The organism is Anabaena sp. AL93 (genome assembly GCF_001672085.1).
Taxonomy (GTDB): Bacteria; Cyanobacteriota; Cyanobacteriia; order Cyanobacteriales; family Nostocaceae; genus Dolichospermum; species Dolichospermum heterosporum.
On sequence record NZ_LJOU01000031.1, the window covers coordinates 20267 to 44476 of the forward strand.

Genomic DNA, 24210 nt, shown 5'->3' on the forward strand with positions numbered 1-24210 from the left:
TGAGAATGAAATCAATAAGCCAACGATTTTACTAGGGTATTGACATCTCGAAATTTTATGCTATTGTCAAGGTATATAATTTGCAAGTTTCTATATCTAAAAATTAACCTTCCTTCCGCAACGCTAATTTTTACAGTGCGTCATTCTTAAATTGGTTGCAATTAAATTAATCGCCTTTTTGAAATTTTAAAATATACGTAGGTGGGTTGGCAAAAGAATACATTAAATCAGCCTCGATTAATATAGATCCCCGACTTCTTAAAGAAGTCGGGGATCTGTTTGTATTTAAGTTAATAGGCAAAAGTGACAAAATTGCAGCAATTATGTCCCTTTTTTTGGCTATTTTTAGTCCGTAATTGTCTGTTTTTTAGTGATATTTTCAACCTAAAAGGGCAAATTTACGGATATTTGTGCGGAAAATGCTGTTATAATCAAGCTATTGAAAGTGACATAATTGTTTCAATTATGTCACTTTTATTTTGTCTAAATCTCTAGACAGAGGTTTTTATTTTGAATAGGATGTAATGGGGCAATAAAGAATAACAACCCTAATAAATTAATTCACCTACAGACCTCTGAGGCAAATTAACATGAATAATCATCGTCTTGAAATCAATGACCTAATTGATAGTGCTGTTAATAATGCAGTAGCGCGTCGTGACGAAGCTTTAGCATCTGTATCTAACGAAGAAGCTAAAAACGTTTCTGGTGGTATAGCTCTTACCACAAGCGGTGCGAGACTCATCAAACCCATTTGGTTCGGAATAATCATCCGTGATCCTATAAATGTAATCTAGCTTGTCAACATTGTGGTTCTCGCGCTGGACATACCAGGACAAATGAACTTTCTACAGCAGAAGCTCTTAACTTAGTCCAGCAAATGGCCGAAGTAGGAATTACAGAAGTTACTATTATTGGAGGTGAAGCATTTCTTCGTCCCGATTGGTTAGAAATTGCCCAAGCAATCACTAAAGCTGGTATGATTTGTGGTATGACCACCGGGGGTTATGGTATCACCTTAGAGACAGCCCACCGCATGAAAGCAGCAGGGATTCAAGTAGTTTCTGTGTCCGTTGATGGTTTAGAAGCTACCCATGACCGAATTCGGGGTAAACAAGGCTCATGGAAATGGGCATTTCAGACCATGAGTAACCTCAAAGAAGCGGGTATTCCCTTTGGTTGTAATACTCAAATTAATCGGCTCTCAGCCCCAGAATTTCCCCAAATTTACGAACATCTCCGCGACGCGGGTATTTTCGCTTGGCAAATTCAATTAACCGTACCTATGGGGAATGCAGCGGATAATAGCGAGATTTTATTACAACCTTATGAACTTTTGGATGTATATCCAATGATTGCTCGTGTTGCAAAACGAGCCAAGCAGGAAGGTGTACAGGTGCAACCGGGAAATAATATTGGCTACTACGGACCCTATGAGCGATTATTGCGCGGGGGGGATGCGTGGTCATTTTGGCAGGGATGTAGCGCCGGACTCTCGGCTTTAGGTATTGAAGCGGACGGTGCTATCAAAGGTTGCCCATCTTTACCGACAACAGCTTATACAGGAGGTAATATCCGCGACCATTCACTGCGAACAATTATTGAAGAAACAGAGGAACTGAGATTTAATCTTGGTGCTGGTACTCCCAAGGGAACAGAACACCTATGGGGTTTCTGCAAAACTTGTGAATTTGCGGAACTTTGTCGTGGTGGTTGTAGTTGGACAGCCCATGTTTTCTTTGATAAAAGAGGTAATAATCCTTACTGTCATCATCGTGCATTAACTCAAGAAAAAAATGGTATCAGAGAGCGTGTTTTTATCCAACGTCAAGCTAATGGAAATCCCTTTGATAATGGCGAATTTGCACTAATTGAGGAATCTATTAATACCCCTTGGATAGAAAATGACCCACTCCATTTTACTGCTGAGTTAATTCAATGGCCAAAAGAGTGGGAAAAAGAAGCAGAGTTAGGCAAATCTTTAGTTAATTCCCACTAAAATTCTGTTGAGAATCATGAACAATATTTCCGCCGATTCTATCACTTTAGAAGATTCAAATACCTTCGTAAAATCTGAAACTGATTCAGATATTTTACAACCTTTATTACCTCGTTTGAGTTGGGATAATCAGATTACTTATTTGCGACTTATTTTTAGGGCTAAAAGAGCCTTAGACCGAATTGAGAAAGAAGCGGGTATTGTCAGGAGTGAAAACTGATTAAATTTACAGCACCTTAATTTTACCACAAACCTGAATCTTGAGATTTTCAGGTTTATTTCTATAACCATCCTAAACAAGACATGAATACCTCCTTTTCTCTACCTCTGAGTCCTCTGTGTCCTCTGTGGTTCGTTCCAAAAAATCCCTTCACAAACCAGGGAGAATAGCTATATCTATAATTCAGATTATATAACTTTTATTCAGTAACTAATAAGTAGGTTGGCGTTAAAAATTGTCGTTGGGGCAAGGGAACAGGGAACAGGGAACAGGGAACAGGAAGAGAGTTTTGGGCGATTTTACTTTTCTTCACATACCTTTAAATTTTTCAGTTCACCTACTTAATTTGAGGTAAGATAAATAATCATCTGCCATTAATTCATGACCAATATTATTAATAAACGGGCTGATTTTGATAGTCCATGGAAAGAAATTCTCACCGCATATTTTCCCCAAGCAATGCAATTCTTTTTTCCCGAAACCTACGCATTAATTAACTGGGAACGTCCTTATGAATTTCTGGATAAAGAATTTCAACAAATTACCCGTGAAGCCGAACAAGGAAAGAGATATGCTGATCAATTAGTCAAAGTTTGGCAAATTCAGGGTGAACAATTGTGGTTATTAGTCCATGTAGAAATTCAGGGAAAAAAAGAAGATAATTTCGGTCAACGGATATTTACCTACAATTATCGCATTTTTGACAGTTTTGGTCAACCCGCAATCAGCTTGGCGATTTTATGTGACACAAACCGTGAATGGCGACCGAGTAATTACGGTTACAATTATCCCCAGACAAAGTTAAATTTTGAATTTGGTAGCATTAAACTGTTAGATTATGAACAACGGTGGCAAGAGTTAGAAAATAGTAAGAATCCTTTTGCTACAGTGGTTATGGCGCATTTGAAAACCCAGCAAACGCGCTCATATCCCCAAAAACGCAAAATCTGGAAATTCAGTTTAATTCGCAGGTTATACGATTTAGGCTTACAAGAGCAAGATATTCGTAACCTGTATCGCTTTATAGACTGGGTGATGATTTTACCAAAACCATTGGAAAATCAATTGTGGTCGGAGTATAAAAAATTCGAGCAGGAGCGAACTATGAGATATATTACCACTGGTGAGCGCATAGGTTACGAGCGGGGAATAGAAGAAGGTAGACAGGAAGGTAGACAGGAAGGTAGACAGGAAGGTAGACAGGAAGGAGAACGGTTGGTTATTTTAAAACTGCTTAAAAGGCGATTGGGTGAATTATCACCGGAAACAACACAGCGGATTCAATCTCTTTCTGTTAATCAGTTGGAAAATTTAAGCGAGGCTTTACTAGATTTTAGCAGTATGGCGGATTTACTTAATTGGTTGCAATTAAATTAATCCTCTTGTTGAAATCTTCAAATATATGTAAGGTAGATTAGCAATAAAGTACATGAAATAAGTCTTGATTAAGATAGATGCCTGACTTCTTAAATAAGTCGGGCATTTGTTTGTATTTAAGTTAATAGGCAAAAGGGACAAAATTGCAGCAATTATGTCCCTTTTTTTGGCTATTTTTAGTCCGTAATTGTCTGTTTTTTAGTGATATTTTCAACCTAAAAAGGCAAATTTACGGATTTTTGTGCGTGAAATGCTGTTATCATCAAGCTATTGAAGGTGACAAAACTGAAACAATTATGTCACTTTTATTTTGTCTAAGTCTCTAGACAGAGGTTTTTATTTTTAATAAGATGTAGTCGGGAAATGAAAAAAGTACAACATTTCCGGTTTTTTAGATTTTTTGACTTTTTAAAACCAAGGAGAATACCAAAATGGCTAATATTCAAATTGCTGATTTAGCACAAGTTGAAAACCAGTTTGATGAATTATCTGATTTAGATTTGGAGGCTATTATTGGAGGTTGGTATGTAAGTTTATTCTGGGGTTTAATTGAATTTGGCTCTGGCTCAAAGTGTTAATTTGTAGGGTGCGTTAGGACGAGTCCGTAACACACCAACTGCATCAAACCAACGCTATTTCCTCGTTCCCAGTCTCCGACTGGGAATGCTACCTAGAGGCTCTGCCTCTATGACTTAGTATCAATAAAGGCAGAGCCTTCTGTAATTCATTCCCATACAGAGTATGGGAACGAGAACATTTTTAATTTTTGTGATGAAATCACTCGAAATTCACATTAATCTCTGTTTGATTAACCTGTTTTTTAATCCAACTTAATAGTAAATCGCTGACAATTTGCTGTCGCAATTTATCATTCAATTCCGGCTGAATAATCTCCTCAACAAAAATTAAATGTACCCCTTTAGAAGTAATTATCGGTTTAATTACCTGTGGGGGTTTCGCACCAAAGACAGCAGCAGATATTTCTGGCTTTAAATCCCGACGATTTAATACTCCTAAATATCCCCCTTTACGACGTAATTCTACATCTTGAATATATTGGTGAGCTACATCATAAAAACTCATTTCTCCTTCTTTGACTGCATAAAAAAGTTCTATTGCTAGATCTTCATCATTAAATACAACTTCATACATGACCACACCAGCATAATTTAGCTGATTTTCAAAGAAGAAAGGTTCGATTTGATCAGAAAATAAATGCTTGCTTAACTTACCAGTAACCACACTAGTATAGACTATATCTTCAAAATCATCTATAGATAAACTATGTTTTTCTAACCATTTCCAAGTGTCATTAGCACTGGTCATATCATTAGTTAATCGCAGAAAATCCGCTGCTTTTTGTAATTCTTCAACTTCTACTTTTATCCCCGCTTCTTCCGCAGCATTTATAATCACTTTTCGGCTGACAATTTGCTCAACTAACTCAGGTATTTTACAGGATAATTTAATTTGTTGTAAAATATCTGATTGGGTAATGGTGATAGGTTCGGACATGATTTGCTCCTTAAATACATAAATTATACCCCACCCTAACCCTCCCCTTGCTAAGGGGAGGGGACAATTCGATGAATTTTTTCTCGTTCCCAGTCTCTGACTGGGAATGCTACTTAGAGGCTCTGCCTCCATGATTTAGTATTAATGAAGGCAGAGCCTTCCGTAATTCATTCCCATACAGAGTATGGGAACGAGGGGAAAGACTAAAGGGAGGGGACTGAATTAATTGTTTCCCCTCTTAACAAGGCTACGGTGTACACACAAGTCTTCTAGAGTTGCCCCACAACGTTTAGATCCCCCCAACCCCCCTTAAAAAGGGGGGCTAAATTCTTCAAAGTCCCCCTTTTTAAGGGGGATTTAGGGGGATCGGATAACGTTTAGCATCCTGTCTAGAGATCTGTGTACACCGTAGCTTAACAAGGGAGGACTAAGGGGGGTAATTCGATAAATTTTCTACAATTTCACTCCTCCTTGTTGCAATTTTTTAAACGGGTCAAGTAGAAAATCAATAATTCGTCGCTGACGGACAATTACCTCAGCGGTTGCTGTATCCCCTGGACGCAAAGGAATACATTTATTAGCAGAGGGAATACAACTTTTTTTGAGAGAAATTTCTAAGTTATAAGCGGCTACTTTGCCATTAGCTGTATCTATCTCTATCGTATTAGGAGAAATTTTAATTAACTCTCCTGAGATAATACCATAATCCTGAAACGGATAAGCATCAAATTTGAGCTTTACTGGTAATCCTAACCGCAAAAAACCACTATCTGTAGTTGCCATTTGCGCTCGAATTATTAAGGGTGAATTATCTTGAGCAATTTCGGCAACCATTGTCCCTACTTGCACAACTGAACCGGGTTTTTGAATTGGTAGTTGAAATAATATCCCATTCACAGAAGCTTTAATTTCTCGCTGTCCCAACTGAAATTTTAAGGCATCAATTTGGCGTTTAGTTTGAGAAATATCTGATTTGAGAGAACTAATATCTGTGTCTAAACTTTTCTGCTGTTCAGCAATTTTTAACACCGCTGACTGACCAGAAAGGGTTAAAGTTTGATAGCTTCTTTGCTGTTCTCCCAGTCGCAATTTAGCCTGTTCAATATCGGCATGAGCTTGGCGCAAATTTCGCTCATAACTACTTTGTTGTTCTGCTAAACGTAACTTAGCTTGTTGAATATCTGACTGACTTTGTGCATATAATTTTTGCTTTTCCTTAGCGATATCTTGCTTGTCTACTAAATTAATTTCTGGAATTACTCCCTGTTGTCTGAGTTGACTATAGCGTTTTACTTCTCGCTGACTACTTAATAAACTACTCTCTGCTAATTGATTAGTAGTTTGACTATTAGTTAGGGTTTGTCGCGCTTGATTAAGTTGAGATAATCTTTCTTCTTTCTGGAATTGATAGGCATTTTTTAGGGTATTAATATTCTGTTGCGCTTGATCAATTTGTGCTTGTTTCTCTAATTGTTGAGATTGATTTTGTTGTTGTTGGGTTGCTAAGGAGACAATTAACTGATTTTTAGAGGATTTTAACTGAGAAAGTCGGTTTAATTGTCCTTCTAATTTATCTTGAACTTGACGTAATTCTGATTTGACTAATGCCGATTCTAATAATAATAGAGTTTGTCCGGCTTTGACTGTTTCACCTTCTTTAACTTGAATTTCTGCAACTGTTCCCCCTACAGCGGCATCTAATTTCACGGTTTTATCTTTAGGTTCAATACGTCCTCTTCCTGTACCAGTTTCATCTACTTTAGATAGTAAAGACCAAGGTAAAACTATGGAGACAATGAAGACTAAAAGATATAATAGTCCCCGCGTCCAAACCTGGGGTAAACTATCAAGTGATTCTTTAGTAATTTCCGACCAATCTTCATTGGTAATTTCTGGTAATTCTGGTGATAAGATATCATCAGATTTTGTGATATTCCCATTTAATGTACTTGTCATAATGCACCTTTTTCTTAGTATGAATTTATGGTAGGTTGGGTTGAGGAACGAAACCCAACTATAATCATTATTAAATCATTGTTGGGTTTCGCTATGGCTCAACCCAACCTACGTTATTGTTTGTAATTGCTGTTGATTTAGATTCTCATGAATTTGTCATAATGCACCTTTTTCTTAGTATGAATTTATGGTAGGTTGGGTTGAGGAACGAAACCCAACTATAATCATTATTAAATTATTGTTGGGTTTCGCTATGGCTCAACCCAACCTACGTTAGTGTTTGTAATTGCTGTTGATTTAGATAGAAATAATGTCCTTTTTTAGCCATTAATTCCTCATGACTGCCACTTTCAATTAACACACCTCTATCTAGTACCAAAATTAAATCAGCATTTCGCACGGTGGAAAGACGATGGGCAATTACTAAAGTAGTTTTTCCTTTGAGAATTGTGTTAAAATTCTGTTGAATTATCCTTTCTGATTCAGTATCTAAATGAGAAGTTGCCTCATCTAAAACCAATAATTTCGGATTACCTAATAATGCTCTAGCAATGGCTATTCTCTGTCTTTGTCCACCAGATAATAAACCTCCACCTTCACCAATTTGGCTTTCATAACCCATTGGTAATTTTTTGATAAATTCATCAGCACCAGCCATTTCTGCTGCTGCAATTACTTTTGATAAAGGTATTCCTGGATGTCCTAAACTGATATTTTCTCGAATTGTTCCACCAAATAAAAATGTGTCTTGGTCAACTACACCAATTTGTTGTCGAAAAGAACGCAAGGAAAGACTGGTAATATCTTGTCCGTCAATTAAAACTTTACCATCTGTGGGGGGATACAAGCCCACAACTAATTTAGAAATGGTGGTTTTTCCTGAGCCACTGCGTCCCACTAAGGCTACCATTTGTCCAGGTTTGATTTCAAAACTGAGGTTTTCTAATATATTAATATCGCTTTCTGGATGATAGCGAAATGTGACGTTTTCAAAGCGAATATGCCCCTGAATTGCTGGTAAATTCTGCCGTGATTGATTTTGTAAGTCTTCTTCTGGTTCTGTGTCTAAAACATCGTTAATTCTTTCTACTGCAATCACAACTTCCTGCAATTCATTCCATAAGACAATTAACCGTTGGAAGGGATTAATAATATTACCCAGCAGCATATTAAATGCTACTAGTTGTCCCACTGTTAACTGATTATGAATTACCAAATATGCCCCAAACCATAATAAAGCTGTGGTAGCTATTGCTTCAATTGTGTTACTAAAAATTTGTAAACGATTGCCGATAACTTGCCCGGAAAAGTTGGTTTTTACCTCTTTATTTAATAACTCTTCCCAATGCCATCTTACTGTTTGTTCTACTGCTGTAGCTTTGACAGTTCTCACACCAGTTAAAGCTTCTATTAAATAACTACTTTCCTTGGCAACTGCATTGAATATTTCTCTGGAAATCCTTTGTAAAAAGGGTGTGGCAATTAAGGCTAATAAGGCAAAGGGTGGGACAATTATTAAAGCTAATAATGCCATTTTCCAACTGTACCAAAACATCAAGCCTACATAGATAAAGACAGTGAATAAATCTAGGAGAATTGATAATGCTTCACCCGATAAAAAGCGTTGAATTTTGCGGTTTTCCTGCACGCGAGAAATAATATCCCCCACATAACGAGTCTCGAAAAAACTCAGGGGTAAACGCAATGTATGACGAATAAAACCGACAATTAATGCTAAATCTATCCGATTAGCTATATGATCTAAAAGATATTGCCTTAAACCAGTCATAGCCACCCGAAAAAGGCTAAAAATCAACAATCCTATTCCTACTGCTGTCAGGGTCAGTTCTGACCGTTGTACCACTACCCGATCTAAAATTAATTGGGTAAATAGGGGGGTAATTAAGCCAAATATCTGGATGAATATGGAAGCGATAAATACTTCCAACATGACTACAGAATGGGGTTTTATTAACTCAAAAAATTGCCAAAAAGGTGTAGATGTCTCTTTCGTTTCTTTGAGCATTGCTGTCGGTTGTAACAACAATGTATAACCAGTCCAGTCGTTGTTAAATTCCTCATGGGTGAGGGTGCGTTGACCAATAGCAGGGTCTGCCACAATTACATATTTAGCGGTAATTTCGTAGACCACTATGTAATGTTTGCCTTCCCAGTGAACAATAGCAGGTAATTTTTGCTTTCCTAACTGCTTTAAACTAGCTTTGACAGGTCTAGTGGCAAAACCTAGACTTTCTGCTGCTGTTAATAACCCTCGCAAGGATGCACCATTGCGGTCTACATTGGCAATATCACGCAAGCGATTTACACTAAAACGTTTCCCCCAATACCTGGACACCATGACTAAACAAGCTGCTCCGCAGTCAGAACCACTCTGTTGGGCAAAGAATGGATAGCGCCCCATTACCTTTTGCCATAAATGCCCCACCCGTTCTCTGGGACTGGGAAAATAGGCTTTACTAATTTTTGATTCTGAGGTCAAATAGGGGGTTGAATCTGAATTGTCGTTCTCTGGAGAGCTTGGTTTTATGGGTGTATAATCTGTGTTTCTCAGGAGTGAGTATGCTTTCTCCCATAAATGTTCTCGAATTTGGGGATACTTGGCTATTAATGGCAATAGTAACTTTTCTGGCAAGAAGCATAACTGTAAATTTGCTGAAGCTCTGGCTGCATAAGGCTCAAATTTAGATTGGGGAAACAAGGTAAATTCACCGAAAAATGCCCCAGGTTCTAGGGTAGTAATTAATTCGTCTTTATCATCTAATAGTCTGACTTTGCCCGTAATGATAATGTAAATGCCCGGTTCAACATTCTTTCCTGTCCAGAATTTGCCGACTTTAGGGTTGATAGATTGAAGTTCGGGAAGATAGTGATAAAATTCTTCTGCGGTTAGTGAATACCCCAATGTATTGTTGATTTGTTGCAGAGATACTAATTGAGCGGATATATTGTGCGCCATAAATGTCTGCATCTTTTACTGCTTTGTGAAAATTAATAGGTATAATTTCTGAGGAATCGGTGGTATTTGCTTTTTTGAGGTCAGCAATTGATATTTTGGGTTCTGTAGCTGATTTTGGGCTATTTTGTCCATCATGACTGGGTTTCGGTCGAGTGGATAAGCCCATTTGTTTGAGAAGTCGCTTAAAGTGGCGATCGCTCACTTCAAAGCCAAATTCTTCGCACAGATGTTTCTGTAACCAATTTAATGTCCAGTGTTGAGAGCCATAACCATAATCACGAGGATTACTGTAAAATAATTCTTTTAATCGTTGTAAGTATTCATTACTAACTAATTTAGGGCGACCAATCGGACAATCTTGCCATTGATGCGCCATTCCCTGACGAGCTATGTGTATCCAATGTCTAGCGGTTGCGGGACAACACCCCAAAAGTTGACAAATTTCTGCTTGAGTTATCCCTTGGTCCGCTAACAACATAATTTGAATCCGTTGCCGCTGGGATTGAGAGCGATGTTCTTGTAATGATTTTAACAGCATTTGTCGCTGAAAATCTGTTAACAAGTTACTTGAAGAATTGCTCCCCGCTTTATTACTACTTGTCCATTGATATGTATACATAAATGGTTCAATCTCGTAAAAATCAAACTCCGCAAGCATCCTAGTTCCCTCTTAATGAGAACTTGGTCTTATGTCTTAGTGTAACTGATACATTATAATACTAATGCTATCTTAATAGAACCCACCTTCCGCTTGTTGCTGACAATGGATTTTAATACCATTTTTGGTAATTCATAGCGGCTCTTGTGTCTTTTTTCTACTGAGAATCTCATGTATTAATAAGCTAAGGATTTTACTAGGGTATTGACATCTGGAAATTTTATGCTATTGTCAAGATATACAATCTGGAAGTTTTCATATCTAAAAATTAGCGTTGCGGAAGGAAAGAATTTTTTGCACGCAGAGACGCAGAGGCGCAAAGAGTATAAAGTTTTATTTTCTGAATTTTATTGACTATGTTTTGTGATATAGTAATCACGACTTGACAAGTAATACCAGTTAACGTCAGTAACCCAGCCTTAAAGGGACTGGGCTTGCAAGAGTAATCAAGCAAGCCGTACTGACCAGACCACCCTGAGTTTACTCTCATGGTAGCCGTTATTTGAGTCACGACACCCTGGAATGCGAAGCCAGTTCCCTGCTCTGTCGCTTGTGATTAAACAGTTCTAAGGTCACTGGAACAGTGTTGCAAGCTTAACAAGCTCTTATAACAGGTCGAGGCTAACATTACCCCAGAAATGGGAGTTGGTTTCCAGATTCCAATCAAAAATCTGGTTTCAATTTTAATATCCACAGCGGTTAAAACCGCTCGTGTCGTTTCCCTCTCAGGGAGCCAAGCCACGCTCGTTTCCCACTTACCGGGTATTCTTATGAATAATCGTCAGTTGCTAGAAGTTAGCGAGTATGTATGTTTGGGGTTATCAGTATTAGGAACAATAGTAGCGACAGCGACGCAACAGGTGGTTTATGCGGTTATTCCCCTGAGTTTAAGTGTAGCTTTAAATTTAGTTAATCGTCCTAAGTTTAATTATTCCCAATCACAAATTGAGCAATTACAAACAAGTTTGCAAAATATCCCTGAAGAATTTTACCAAGTTGAAAAAACCATGAATACCTCTAATCAACGTTTAGAACAAATCGAAGATTGGAGACAACAACTCAGCCAAATTATTGACCAAACTATTGAAAGTGCTATTAATGAACGTTTGGGAAAACTTGAAGTTTACAAACAGGAAATTAGTCAAGTTATTGACCAGGAAGTTCAAATATCAATGCAAATTGTCAATAATCGGTTACAGCAATTAGATATTTCTCTAGAAAGTTTAAATTCTACTGTTGATAAAGATGAATATTTGAGAAATATTGCAGAATTGAAAACTGAATTATCACAAATTAATCAACAGCTACAAGTCTTTAATTCTCGATTTGCAGAAATTGAAACTTCTATCAAAAATGGCAATGAAAGCAATCAACAGCAATTAGCAGAATTACGTGACAGTCAAGAAAATCAAAGTCAGGAATTTACTCAGATTCATCAACAAATCGAAGTTGTTAATTCTCGATTTGCAGAAATTGATAATTCAACCCAGAAATTGCATCAGACAATTTTAGAACAAAACCAATCAATAGGTGAGATTAAAGAAACTCAAAAAAGTGAAATTTCCAAAAATAATGACATCCTTGATTCTATTAACCAACGGTTGACAGATGGATTAACAGAATTAGATAGTTTATTTACAGCTTTTGTACAACCGTTACAGGTTGAAAATAAATCAAATTCGCAAACAAATTCAATACCGGAAACAGCAAGTCAAGAAAGAGAAGGAATTCCCACAATTAATAACTTAAATCCTATTAGCAATTCTATTAACAAATCGTTGAAAATATTAGATGTATTGACGGAATTAAATACTTGGTTTAACCCGTCACAGTTAGCAAATGAATCAAGTATAAAAGAATCAGATAATTATCAAGAAACACTAGAAGTAATTCCTACCACATCTTCATCAAATGACAATACCGAAAAATTAGTATTTATTGGTACTCTTAAAGGACATAAAAATAAAGTTCTCTCTGTCGCTTTTAGTCCAGATGGGAGATTTTTAGCAAGTGGTAGTGATGATACAATAATTAAATTGTGGGATTTAGCAACTCAGCAACATCGCACCTTTGAAGGACATGGGGAATATTCTTGGTCTAGAGGGATTAATTCTCTAGCTTTTAGTCCAGATGGTAAATTTTTAGTAAGTGGCAGTGATGATACAATAATTAAATTATGGGATGTAAATCTAGGAATAGAAGTTTTCACTTTTACAGGACATGAAGAAAGAGTTAATGCTGTCTCATTTAGTCCCTTGGGAAAAATTTTAGCGAGTGGAAGTAAAGACAAAACAGTTAAACTGTGGTCATTAGAAACAGGAAAAGAAGTTTACTCTTTCAAAAGTCATACCGATGATGTTTTATCTGTAACTTTTAGTCCCGACGGTAAACTATTAGCTAGTAGTGCAGGTGGTAATGATAAAACTATCAAGATTTTACAATTAGCTGAAAATAAAGTGAAAACATTAACAGGACATTCTGATTGGTTTGGAGGGATTACTTCTCTAGCATTTAGTCCCGACGGAAAAACTTTAATTAGTGGTAGTCAAGACAAAACTATTAAACTTTGGAATCTAGAAACTAGTCAAGAAATTAAAACCTTATCAGGACATTCTGATCATATTTGTTCCGTTGCATATAGTCCCAATGGACAAAATTTTGCGAGCGCTAGTAAAGATAAAACAGTGAAATTATGGTCAGTCGCTAGTGGAGAAGAAATTTCTAGTGTCAAATGTACTGATTCTGTAATTTACTCAATTGCTTTCAGTCCAGATGGTAAAATATTAGCTGCTGGAAGTGGAGATACAACCATTACTCTGTTTCCCATAGCATAAATTTGATTCTACAGGTAGGGTAAAGCCTGAGCTAAACCCTTACACCTCTAGGTTTTGAGCGTTGCTAATAGCCATATTGAAGTAGAAAAAAGGAAAATTAAAAATCTTCACCTTTGCGCCTTTGCGCCTTTGCGTGAGACTAATTCATACATTCATTCACCAACGCCATAATCAATAAAACCGGGGAAATCTGCAATAGTAAGGATTATTTAAATGCTGCTATATTTAAGAATTGAAAATTTTGCCTTAATTGATCATCTGGAATTAGATTTTGGTGTAGGTTTAAATGTATTAACAGGGGAAACCGGCGCAGGAAAATCAATCATATTAGATGCCATTGATGCCGTTTTGGGTGGTAAAGTCTCTAGTCGGGTGATTAGAACTGGCACAAATCGCGCTATCGTGGAGGCGACTTTTAGCGTTACTCCGCCCCTAGCAGCTTGGTTGAGTGAACAAGAAATTGATTTAACCGATGATCATGCTGTGATTATTAGTCGGGAAATTGCCACCACTACTAGTAATATCCGCAGTAGATCAAGAGTAAATGGAGTGCTGGTAAATCGCCCCTTAATGGCAGGATTACGAGACAGTTTAGTAGAAATTACGGCACAAGGACAAACAGTACAGGTGGGACAATCTGCCCAAGTTCGAGATTGGTTAGATTTATATGGTGGTGATGCTTTGTTGCACAAACGCCAAAATGTTGCCGCTGCTTTTATTCTATATCAACAAGCCCGACAAGCACTGGAAAAACGCCGGACATCAGAACGGGAACGGCTGCAACAATTGGATTTACTCACCTATCAAGTGCAAGAATTGGGTGCGGCTAATCTTGATGATGCCCAGGAAATGGAACAATTAAATCAAGAACGGGACCGCCTGAATCATGTTGTGGATTTACAACAAATGAGTTACAAAGTTTATCAGGCTTTGTATCAAGATGATCAGGAAACTCGCACTGCTGCTGATTTATTAGCCGATGGAGAGATGACATTAACTCACATGGTGGAGTATGATCCTCAATTACAATCTCTCTTGGAATTGGTGCGAGATGCAGTGGCAGCGGTAATGGAAGTGGGGAGACAAATTAGTATTTATGGAGAAGGGTTAGAAGCAGATCCGCAACGGTTGGAAGAGGTGGATGAACGGATACGGGAATTAAAACAAATTTGTCGCAAATATGGACCTACTTTAACGGAAGCGATCGCTTATTATGAACGTATTCAAACTGAATTAGCTGAATTAAATAATAGCGAACAATCTATCGAAACTTTAGAACAACAAGAACAATTATCTTTACAAGCACTCCAGCAAGTTAGCCACCAATTAACCCAATTACGTCGTCAAACTGCGGCTAATTTAGAATCTCGGTTATTAGCTGAACTCAAGCCGTTAGCAATGGATAAGGTGAAATTTCAAGTAGAAATCGTCCCCATTTCTCCCGCAGCTACAGGTGCAGATAAAATTACCTTTATGTTTAGTCCTAACCCCGGTGAACCTATCCAACCATTAACAGAAATTGCTTCTGGTGGAGAAATGAGCCGTTTTTTACTAGCTTTAAAAGCTTGTTTCAATCAAGGAAATGAAGTAGGAACAATGATATTTGATGAAATTGATGTGGGGGTTTCTGGTAGGGTTGCCCAAGCCATAGCAGAGAAATTGCACCAACTTAGTCAAGGACATCAAGTATTATGTGTCACCCATCAGCCTCTAGTTGCAGCAATGGCAGATCGTCATTTTCGCGTTGATAAATTAGTAATTAATAAAGCTAGAAATAGTAATGATGAACAGCGAACTGTTGTGAGAGTAACAAGTTTGGATAATTTAACTACCCGACGGGAAGAATTAGCACAGTTAGCCGGTGGTAAATCAGCAAATGAAGCAATTTCTTTTGCTGAATCTTTATTATTACAAGCTGCTGATCATCGGGAAAAGGGAAAATAGATGGTGAAATTGTCAGAAGTGGCTAACGCCACGCTTCGCTATCAGGATGTCCAGGATGTTTTATGAGATAATAGGAATAAAGACACTGTGAACACACAATAAATTATATTTTCCAAGAATATTACTATGTATCAAACTGATCCGCCCCGTTCTCCCCAAGAAGTGTTACCAACAACTAACCACAGAGGACACAGAGGACACAGAGAAAAAATATCAGTTATCTTTGTGTGGGAAGGGAGTATTTTTCTCGTTCATCTAATTAATTATGTCAGAATTAGGGCAGCTTTCATCAGCAAATAAAATCCTGTAAATCCTTTAATCTTGGATATCCTGATTCTGACAATTTAATTTTATAATCCTAATTATCAATTGTTAATTACTTTTCCCAAAAGCGAAAATTGAAAGTTGCAGAGTCCCGACGGAAGCGCCGAGTAGGTTTTCTTTTGCGTCTTTTTGCACTTCTTTCACTCGGCTGTTCTGGATTTATTTCTTCCACAATCTCCTCTGATAATTGTGTTTGTAACGCCTCCTCACTTCTCCACCAACCAATAATCCAACCACCACCAACTCCAGCGATCGCACCGAATATAATACTCATAGGGGCTGAATAACCGAGGAAAAGGCAGCCCATCATAAAAAACAACCAATATTTTAATCCAGCATCAATGCCATCATTAGATGCGACAGTAGCAGGTTCAGGATTATTATCATTGGCAAATGTGAACCACCCCAAGGTGACACCACCCATAATGGCTATGAATAGACTGAGAGGAACTGAAGCATTAGCAATTCTGGAGATAATAAATAAAAATAATCCAAATAACAATTGAGAAAGAAAGTTAGGAGAGGAAGAGAAAATATCGCCTAGTAGATTATTTTTTGGTGCCATAATGCTAGAAATCAGGAGAAAGAATAATTATATCTCGTTTAGAGACTTCCAAATAAAAAAATGTCCCAAAACTGATGCAGAAATTCTCTCTCTGTGTACTCTGTGCCTCTGTGGTTCGTTTCTTAGGATAATTTATTTCTTGGAAGTCTCTTATCTCGTTTATCTCGTTCCCAGTCTCTGACTGGGAATGCTATCACAGAGGCTCTGCCTCTACTATTTGAATGAGAATGCTATCATAGACATTTTGCCTTTACTATGATTGAAGGCAGAGCCTTTAGAGTTCATTCCCATACAGAGTATGGGAACGAGAGAAGCACAATGCTAAACCCTAAGTTAACTAGACAAAAATTAAATCAGTTTTGATAATTGCGTGTCTAGCGGTTGAGTTGTATCCACAACTGTTATATAAGGTTGTTCGAGATTTGTAAATGGTTCAGACTGCTTGATTTGCGATGCTAATAAATCAGCGGTTGCGTCAGCAATATCACCAGTACGGTTCAGGAGTCGTTCTTTGATAACTTCTAGGGGTGCGGTACAGTTGACAATATGCACAGGTAATTGATGCTGTGTAGCTTGGGAAATAACTGTCTCCCGTAAATCCTGGCGATCATATTTGGCATCTAAAATCACAGACCAACCTTGATTAGCCAGTATAATTCCTAATGCTAATAATCGGCTATAGGTTTTTTGGGTCATTTCTGGTGTGTATATTTCATCACCACCTTTTTCTAGGAGGGGAATTCCTGCTAAATGCTTACGCACAGCATCAGAACGGAGATGAACTGCGTTGAGTTTCCGCGCCAAATATTTAGCTGTGGTACTTTTACCAGCACCAGATAATCCTGACATTAAAATCAGTCTTCCCTGTTGGGGTTTGGTATATTCCCAGGCTTGACGATAATATGCAGATGCGGTTTTTGCAGATTCTTCTTTTACCGCAGCCGGGATGTTAGGATCATCTAATAAGAAAGAACTTACCTTAGCTCGCACATAGGCTTGACGGCTTAAATATAAAGGTAATAGCTGTAAACCTTCCCAATCTCCAGTTTGCTCTACGTAGGTATTTAAAAAGGCATTTCCTAAGTCTTTCCGTCCTCTGGCTTCAATATCCATGACTGTAAATGCCACGTCATACATGACATCCACAAAGCGGAAAGGCTCATTGAATTCTATACAATCAAATAGCATAATTCTGTCATGCCAAAGAGCGATATTTCTGAGGTGCAAATCGCCGTGACATTCACGAATATAGTTATTGTCAATTCTGCTTTTAAATAGTTCTGGATGTTGGAGAAAGAAGTTGTCTGTATATTGTTTTGTTTCTTCAAATTGTTCTTTTGTTTGTGGTCCACCAATATATTTTTCAGCTTGTTGATAATTCTCATCAATTGCTAATCGGACTTGGGAGACTTCTCCAAAACTGCGAATATAATCGTTTGTCTCGGTGTTTGCATGATATTGAGCTACAACTCGTCCCAATTCTTCTAAGTGACTTTCTGACAAATTTCCACTGGCAAAAAGTTCACTAAATAGGGTTTCTTGGGGAAATTGACGCATCTTTACTGCATATTCTACGGCTTCTCCTGTGCCACCTAAATGGTATTGTTCACCTACTAAGGTTGCGGGGAGAACTTCTAAATATAATTCACCTGCACCTCTTTGATTTAGTCGCAGTTCTTCTTGACAAAAATAATGCCGTTTTTCTAAGGTGGAAAAGTCTAAAAAACCAAAGTTGGCTGGTTTTTTGAGTTTGTAAGCATAATCCCCGGTGAGGAGGACATAGGAAATATGAGTTTGAATTAGTTGAATTGGTTCTGTTACGGGATGAGGATAAAATCCTGGTTGTAACATTTGTAAGATTAAATTCGGGAGATTGGTTTCTGTCATTTTTATTGGTAATTGGTAATTGGTAATTGGTGATTGGTAATTGGTGATTGGTAATGGGAAAATTTCTGGACTGTTCCCTGTTCCCTGTTCCCCGTTCCCTACTATAAATAATTTTTCCACAAAAAAACCAGGGCTAACCCTGGTTCTCTTCTTTATTACAGCAGGTTGCGTACACAATCTAAATTGAAACCTATACACAAAGCCAGTTTTACCCCTGACTCTTGACTGGGCGCAGGCCCTGCGCCCCTACTTCCTGACTCCTGCTGTATTACCTGAATTTTAGCCTTTAGCGCCAGCAAAAAAACTTAGGTGATAAGGTGTGCCTTTGGCTGGGTGGATCTGAAGTTCGCGGATTACGGTTGTACCAGTCCACTCCAATTCAGGAATGCTGAGTTCGATTTCGGTTTTGTTGGGGGTAACTTGCTTGAGCAGGCGTTCTACAACTTTAGCGTCAAGAACTAGAGCAATTGATTCAATTCCTTTGTGACCATACAAGTTGGCGGGAATTAAGCCTGAACGGCGCAAAGCTCTGGGTTTGCTACCTTCGGGACGGGGTTTAGATTCGAGTGCGATCGCCATATAATTTGTTAATTTGTTAATTGTTAGTTATTCGTTGTCTGTTGTCTGTTGTCAGTTATTTTGCTACTAACCAATGACCAATGACCAATGACCAATGACCAATGACCAATGACCAATGACTAAACAGGTGTACCGTTGGGTTGTAACAGTGCGCGTTTGGGACCGTGAATCGGGTCTTCGACAATGATAGTTTGATCACGACTTGCTCCCAAGGAAACAATTGCGATCGGCACTTTCATTAATTCTGCTAAGAATTTCAGATAGTCCAGTGCTTTTTGTGGTAACTCTTCCAGGGTACGACAGTGACTTGTTGAAACTTGCCACCCCGGTACAGTTTTGTAGATGGGACGACAACGAGCGAACTGACGAGCGCTGGTGGGGAAGTCTTCGCAGCGTTCACCATCAATTTCATAAGCCACACAAACATTGATTTCCTCTAGTTCATCGAGAACATCCAGTTTAGTGAGTGCCATGCAATCCATGCCGTTAATACGGACTGCATAACGCCCGATAACCGCATCAAACCAACCACAGCGACGTTTACGCCCTGTAGTTGTGCCAAATTCTGCACCGCGATCGCCTAGCAAGTCCCCAATTTCGCCATTTAGTTCTGTGGGGAATGGACCTTCTCCCACTCTTGTAGTATAGGCTTTGGATACACCAATTACCCGATCTATCATTGTCGGACCTAATCCACTACCAACGCAAGCCCCACCAGCGACTGGGTTGGAGGATGTGACGTAGGGATAAGTTCCATGATCCAGATCAAGCAATGTCCCTTGTGCGCCTTCAAACAAAATATTTCGTCGCCGTAAAACTGCATCGTAGATTTTCAATGATGTATCAACGACAAAAGGACGCAAGCGTTCTGCATAACCTAAATACTCCTCAATCACTGCTTGTGGATTCAAGGGTGGTAGATTATACAGCTTTTCTAAAATGGTATTTTTATAGTTTATCGTCCGTTCTAACTGCTCAGGCAGTCCATCGGTGTCCATGAGGTCTAACATCCTGATGCCTGTACGTTCCGATTTATCCGCGTAGGTGGGACCAATGCCTCTACCTGTTGTCCCGATTTTATGATTTCCCCGGACTTCCTCGGATGCCTTGTCAATCATGCGATGATAGGGCATGGTGACATGAGCCGTCTGAGATATCAACAGATTAGCCGTAGAAATATTTAATTGTTCTAGTTGTTCGAGTTCTTTGATCAAAACCTGTGGATCTATGACTGTGCCACAGCCAATGATACATTCGGTTTTTGGATACAAAATACCAGAGGGGATTAAGTGCAGCTTAAACGTCTGACCTTGGACTACGATTGTATGCCCAGCGTTAACTCCCCCTTGATAACGTACCACCACGTCTGCGGAGCGGCTGAGTAAGTCAGTTATTTTACCTTTTCCTTCATCGCCCCACTGGGCACCTATGACAATGACGTTAGCCAAGAGATTATATTAAAGGGTAAAGTTTCCACAAATTACAATTATTAGCAGATTTCATATCTTTTGTCAAGAAATTTGTCATAAATTCAATGAGTAAGCACAAAAAGGAGACAACAAAAGATGTTTTTCGGTTTCTCTCGAACTGTGACATACTGAATACTTTTAACCGCGACACTCCCTGACATCTGAGATATCGTGAATGTCCAGTACAACATTACCAACTGAGTTGATGAAGGTGCATTGGTGTCAACTTAAGCTCAAATCCCTACCACATCTCGTTCCTAGTCTCTGACTAGGAATGCAGTTGATGAGGCTCTGCCTCTAATATTATTGAAGGCAGAGCCTTTTAGAATTCATTCCCAGTCAGAGACTGGGAATGAGATGAAAAATTTCCGGGTTATTTAGAGAAATCCACAAAAAAGATGATCCTAGTGCTTACGCATTGACAAAGTTTTCTAAATATGTAATGTGGATTTTATCTCTTGTAGGGTGCGTCAGACCCAATAATTTAGTGAGGGACTTCCAAGAAATAAATTATCCTGATTAACGAACCACGGAGGCGCAGAGGACACAGAGGAATAAGGGTTTGAGAGATTTTTGCGTTAGGTGGTTTATCGGTTGTCAAGAGATTGCTTCCTTTCACTCGCAATGACAACTCATGCGGCACAGGTTTATTAGAGACTTCCAATCAAAAAAATATCCCAAAATTTCTTGTGGTGCGGGACGAATTGCCCGCTAATCATCAAGGACGGGCAAGGATGCCCATCCCACAAAATTGGATCATTTTTTTTGCGGAGTTCTCTTAGTCATCTTCAGATGACTTTTGCTATTAGACTGGGAATTCATTCCCAGGCGGGCTAAAGGTTTTAGCACATCTTTAGTTGGTTTTTAGATGGGAGTGGGGGGGCTCGAACCCCCACGACCTTTTACGGTCAACGGATTTTCATTCTCTTGTAGTTTTCACTACTACTTAGGTGCTAAAGCAATCATAAGTTTTGAGAATTGGACTCTCCCTTTACCCTCGGCTTTACGTTAGGGTAGCTCCCGTCGAGTCTCTGCACCTTCCCAGTCAAATATTTTTCTGGGCTTGGCTCAGGATTGCCATATCTATAAATAGATTTAGGTTTCCCTGAGTTTGAGAGCTGCCACTTGAAAGATTTCTCTATCAAGGCTCAATTCCTTTAAGTCCGTAGCGTCTACCATTCCGCCACACTCCCGTAAGGTTGTTTACTGTTTTGAGGCAGTATTTACCCTCTTGTCTGTTATACCACTAATTGCTTTTTTTTGGCAAGTAGATTTTAAAATTTTATTTGCTAACGCTAATATTTGACATTTAGCACCGAAACAAAATATTAAACTAGCCAGTTAGTTTACGCTTAATGGCTGAAGACGATCATATCATAAGTTTCGATTTTTGGGCAATTGGTTTTCAAAGAAGATGGAAAATAACAGAATTACCGACTTCCTCAAACCAGCCATTGGGCATATCATAAGAAGTGAATGCACCAAATATAGTTCAAATTGCGGTAAGAAATATGGTTGTAGCACTACTGTATCTGAGTTTGGCGGGCGCTTATTTGCTGGTAATACCCATTGCTGTATTTTTCTACTTGAGTTTAAGATGGTATACCTGTGGTTCTGTGGAACGGGTGTTTATGTACTTTTTAGTGTTCTTTTTCTTTCCGGGGTTGCTAGTTCTCTCCCCGTTTGTGAATTTGAACCCCCGTCCTCGAAAAATTGCTTAAATTAAAATTGGTAGGTCATAATTCTCATGCGACGTATTGACGCAATTGGTATTGGCTTCGGCGTTTTTGTGGCTGGTGGCTTGGCTTATGTGGGTTTGCAAGGGGTGGGTTTAGATAGTCAGAATGCTGGTATCTGGAGTCAAGTTTTCTTGATGGCTGGCTTAATTGGCTGGTTATGCACCTATATTTTCCGAGCGATAGGGAATAAAATGACCTACCATCAACAACGGGAAGCTTATGAAACGGCTTTTTTGCAAAAGCGGCTTGATGAACTCTCTCCTGAAGAGTTAGCTAAACTGCAAGCGAAGATTGAAGAGGAAAAAGAATCTCAGGTTTAGAGTTATGATTGTTCAGTTGTCAGTTGTTGATTGTAACTACTGACTACTGACCACTGACTACTGACTAGGCAAAATGACTGCTATTTCTCATTGCTTTGAAAATTTAAGACGGAATCAAGAGTGTGCGTTGATTCCTTTTATTACGGCTGGTGATCCGGATTTAGAAACTACTGCTCAGGCTTTGCAGGTTCTGGATAATTCTGGGGCGGATATTATTGAGTTGGGTGTACCCTATTCTGATCCTTTGGCTGATGGTCCGGTGATTCAGGCTGCGGCTACTCGCGCTTTGGAGAGGGGAACGACTTTAGAGCAGGTATTGGAGATGCTCAAGGGGATTAGTCCGAGTTTGCGATCGCCTATTATTTTATTTACCTATTACAATCCGATTTTACATCGAGGCGTTGATAAGTTTTTGAGGCAAATTAAAGATGCTGGGGTAGCAGGTTTAGTTGTGCCGGATTTGCCATTAGAAGAGTCCGCAGGGCTAATTAAACCAGCAGCAGAGATGGGGATAGATTTAACCTTATTGGTAGCTCCTACGAGTTCTCCCGAAAGAATAGAGGCGATCGCCCGTGCGTCTCAAGGATTTATCTATTTAGTCAGTGTTACTGGTGTCACGGGAATGCGAACCCAACTGCAAACGCGGGTTGGTGAACTGCTGCAACAAATCCGTCATGTTACAGATAAACCTATCGGTGTGGGGTTTGGAATTTCTGAGCCTGAGCAAGCAGGACAGGTAAAAGCATGGGGGGCGGATGCGGCAATTGTCGGTAGCGCTATGGTGAAGCGACTGGCAGAAGGCACACCAGAGCAGGGATTAGATGCGATCGCTCAATTTTGCCAAAGTCTCAAAACAGCCATCAGAAACCCCTCTTAATCAAAGAGAGCAATTGCCAAACAGTGTATTTTTTTGTTATTTTTTAGTGGACAATTTGACTGTAATCGTCTTAAATAATAACAGCATATCTTAGGATAGACAAAAAACTAACTGATACACTGGTTAATCTTGAATTTTCTTATAATATCAAAGTAGGCAAAAAATTATGCGTGTGAGAGTGCATCAGTCACAACTGAGTTACTATTCAGTAATATTTGGGGGGTAACAGCAATGAGCGAAAGTATGGCATTTATTGGCGGAGTCGCAGTAGCTGGGTTAGCGGCTTTAGTCTTGCTGAAAGGGACAAATACCCCGATATCATCGAACTTTGCTGTCAGTCCCCAAATGCCTGGGACAGTCATGGCACCCCAGGTAATGCAGTATCCCCCTAATTACGGGCAACCTGTCTATTCTAACCAGCCCCCAACCGCTCCTAATTCTGATCAGCGGCTAGAAATGGAAAAGCTGAAAATGAATATGCAAATAGAGAAATTGAAAACTGACAATGAACAACTAAAGTTACAAAACCAACAATTCCAGGTACAAGCTCAAAGTTTTACGCAACAGCAGTGGCAATTAGCACAACAAGCTAATCAACAAAAAATGGCCACTTTACAACAACCTGAGCAAAATAATTGGTGGTCTTCACCTATGCTTTGGGCTGTGGGTGGTGCTACCTTGACTATTGGTGGTGGTGTTGTTGTCGCCGGTGTCTTATCTTTATTTGCACCAAAACAGCGTCCTACTCGTACTGTTCAGGTGATTCATCCCTACAATGGATCAACACAATCTTTAAATCCTGTGCGTCGTGCTGAGTTTTTACCATCTTCTCCCATGGAATCTAGAAGGATCGAAACCGCAGAATACGACGAAATGCACTAAACCGTTGTGCTGAATAGTTCAGACATTGAGAAAGTAAAAACCAAACATCAGAATCCAATTAGTGGGGTTTTAACATTAGTAGCAATTG

At 38.9% G+C, this 24210-nt stretch carries 19 protein-coding genes and 1 pseudogene; 12 read left to right on the forward strand and 8 right to left on the reverse strand.

The features are described 5' to 3' along the window. The first annotated feature begins 590 nt into the window (after positions 1-590). The 5 genes and pseudogenes from AN486_RS10175 to AN486_RS10195 all read left to right on the forward strand — a co-directional run bounded on the left by AN486_RS10175 (position 591) and on the right by AN486_RS10195 (position 4174). The gene (locus tag AN486_RS10175) at positions 591-797 is read left to right on the forward strand and encodes a hypothetical protein (RefSeq protein ID WP_290600457.1); all 207 of its coding nucleotides are present in this window, start codon (positions 591-593) and stop codon (positions 795-797) included. After that, positions 785-1999, forward strand: a pseudogene (locus AN486_RS10180) (nif11-class peptide radical SAM maturase 3); the annotation flags it as partial. The gene AN486_RS10175 and the pseudogene AN486_RS10180, both read left to right, overlap by 13 nt. 16 nt (positions 2000-2015) lie before the next feature. Continuing rightward, positions 2016-2219: a hypothetical protein gene (locus AN486_RS10185; protein WP_053540801.1), complete on the forward strand. Its 204-nt coding sequence runs from the start codon at positions 2016-2018 to the stop codon at positions 2217-2219. Between the two features lie 381 nt (positions 2220-2600). After that, the gene (locus AN486_RS10190; RefSeq protein ID WP_053540802.1) at positions 2601-3596 is read left to right on the forward strand and encodes a DUF4351 domain-containing protein; all 996 of its coding nucleotides are present in this window, start codon (positions 2601-2603) and stop codon (positions 3594-3596) included. 431 nt (positions 3597-4027) lie between these two features. After that, positions 4028-4174 carry a bacteriocin gene (locus AN486_RS10195; protein WP_199924327.1) on the forward strand — a complete coding sequence of 49 codons (147 nt, stop codon included), beginning with the start codon at positions 4028-4030 and terminating at the stop codon, positions 4172-4174. Positions 4175-4373: 199 nt separating this feature from the next. On the opposite strand, the gene AN486_RS10200 is transcribed toward AN486_RS10195, so the two are convergent. The 4 genes from AN486_RS10200 to AN486_RS10215 all read right to left on the reverse strand — a co-directional run bounded on the left by AN486_RS10200 (position 4374) and on the right by AN486_RS10215 (position 10702). Further along, the gene (locus AN486_RS10200; RefSeq protein ID WP_053541385.1) at positions 4374-5111 is read right to left on the reverse strand and encodes a peptidylprolyl isomerase; all 738 of its coding nucleotides are present in this window, start codon (positions 5109-5111) and stop codon (positions 4374-4376) included. 453 nt (positions 5112-5564) lie between these two features. Then, positions 5565-7067, reverse strand: a complete 1503-nt coding sequence (locus AN486_RS10205; protein ID WP_053540803.1) for an HlyD family efflux transporter periplasmic adaptor subunit — start codon at positions 7065-7067, stop codon at positions 5565-5567. A 268-nt stretch (positions 7068-7335) separates the two neighbouring features. After that, complete coding sequence (locus tag AN486_RS10210) at positions 7336-9990, reverse strand: peptidase domain-containing ABC transporter (RefSeq protein ID WP_290600462.1); 2655 nt, start codon at positions 9988-9990, stop codon at positions 7336-7338. After that, a complete protein-coding gene (locus AN486_RS10215) occupies positions 9923-10702 on the reverse strand; it encodes a transposase (protein ID WP_367142432.1) in 780 nt (259 codons plus the stop codon). Before AN486_RS10215 ends, AN486_RS10210 begins: the two co-directional genes overlap by 68 nt. 770 nt (positions 10703-11472) lie before the next feature. On the opposite strand from AN486_RS10215, the gene AN486_RS10220 reads away from it, so the two are divergent. The 3 genes from AN486_RS10220 (at position 11473) to AN486_RS10230 (ending at position 15780) form a co-directional block, all read left to right on the forward strand. After that, on the forward strand, positions 11473-13536 hold the full coding sequence (locus AN486_RS10220) for a WD40 repeat domain-containing protein (RefSeq protein ID WP_290600464.1): 2064 nt from the start codon (positions 11473-11475) through the stop codon (positions 13534-13536). A gap of 213 nt (positions 13537-13749) precedes the next feature. Then, complete coding sequence (gene recN / locus AN486_RS10225; RefSeq protein WP_290600466.1) at positions 13750-15480, forward strand: DNA repair protein RecN; 1731 nt, start codon at positions 13750-13752, stop codon at positions 15478-15480. Between the two features lie 126 nt (positions 15481-15606). After that, positions 15607-15780 (forward strand): hypothetical protein, encoded by a 174-nt coding sequence (locus AN486_RS10230; protein WP_290600468.1) that lies wholly within the window; start codon positions 15607-15609, stop codon positions 15778-15780. A gap of 76 nt (positions 15781-15856) precedes the next feature. On the opposite strand, the gene AN486_RS10235 is transcribed toward AN486_RS10230, so the two are convergent. The 4 genes from AN486_RS10235 to AN486_RS10250 form a co-directional block, all read right to left on the reverse strand. Then, positions 15857-16369: a hypothetical protein gene (locus tag AN486_RS10235; protein ID WP_290600470.1), complete on the reverse strand. Its 513-nt coding sequence runs from the start codon at positions 16367-16369 to the stop codon at positions 15857-15859. Positions 16370-16717: 348 nt separating this feature from the next. Then, positions 16718-18256: an AAA family ATPase gene (locus AN486_RS10240; protein ID WP_290600483.1), complete on the reverse strand. Its 1539-nt coding sequence runs from the start codon at positions 18254-18256 to the stop codon at positions 16718-16720. Between the two features lie 279 nt (positions 18257-18535). Further along, positions 18536-18835: a 50S ribosomal protein L25 gene (gene rplY, locus AN486_RS10245; protein WP_039204609.1), complete on the reverse strand. Its 300-nt coding sequence runs from the start codon at positions 18833-18835 to the stop codon at positions 18536-18538. A gap of 119 nt (positions 18836-18954) precedes the next feature. Beyond that, positions 18955-20283, reverse strand: coding sequence for an adenylosuccinate synthase (locus tag AN486_RS10250; protein WP_027403163.1), 1329 nt, complete (start codon positions 20281-20283; stop codon positions 18955-18957). A 1532-nt stretch (positions 20284-21815) separates the two neighbouring features. On the opposite strand from AN486_RS10250, the gene ndhL reads away from it, so the two are divergent. From ndhL to AN486_RS10270, 4 genes are all read left to right on the forward strand, one after another. Then, entirely contained in the window at positions 21816-22025 is a 210-nt protein-coding gene (ndhL, locus tag AN486_RS10255; RefSeq protein WP_080683924.1) for an NAD(P)H-quinone oxidoreductase subunit L, read from the forward strand. A gap of 26 nt (positions 22026-22051) precedes the next feature. Then, positions 22052-22363: a DUF3007 family protein gene (locus tag AN486_RS10260; protein ID WP_027403162.1), complete on the forward strand. Its 312-nt coding sequence runs from the start codon at positions 22052-22054 to the stop codon at positions 22361-22363. 73 nt (positions 22364-22436) lie between these two features. Then, complete coding sequence (trpA, locus tag AN486_RS10265; RefSeq protein WP_290600476.1) at positions 22437-23240, forward strand: tryptophan synthase subunit alpha; 804 nt, start codon at positions 22437-22439, stop codon at positions 23238-23240. A 231-nt stretch (positions 23241-23471) separates the two neighbouring features. After that, entirely contained in the window at positions 23472-24122 is a 651-nt protein-coding gene (locus AN486_RS10270) for a heterocyst differentiation related protein (RefSeq protein ID WP_072033624.1), read from the forward strand. Positions 24123-24210: the final 88 nt, after the last annotated feature.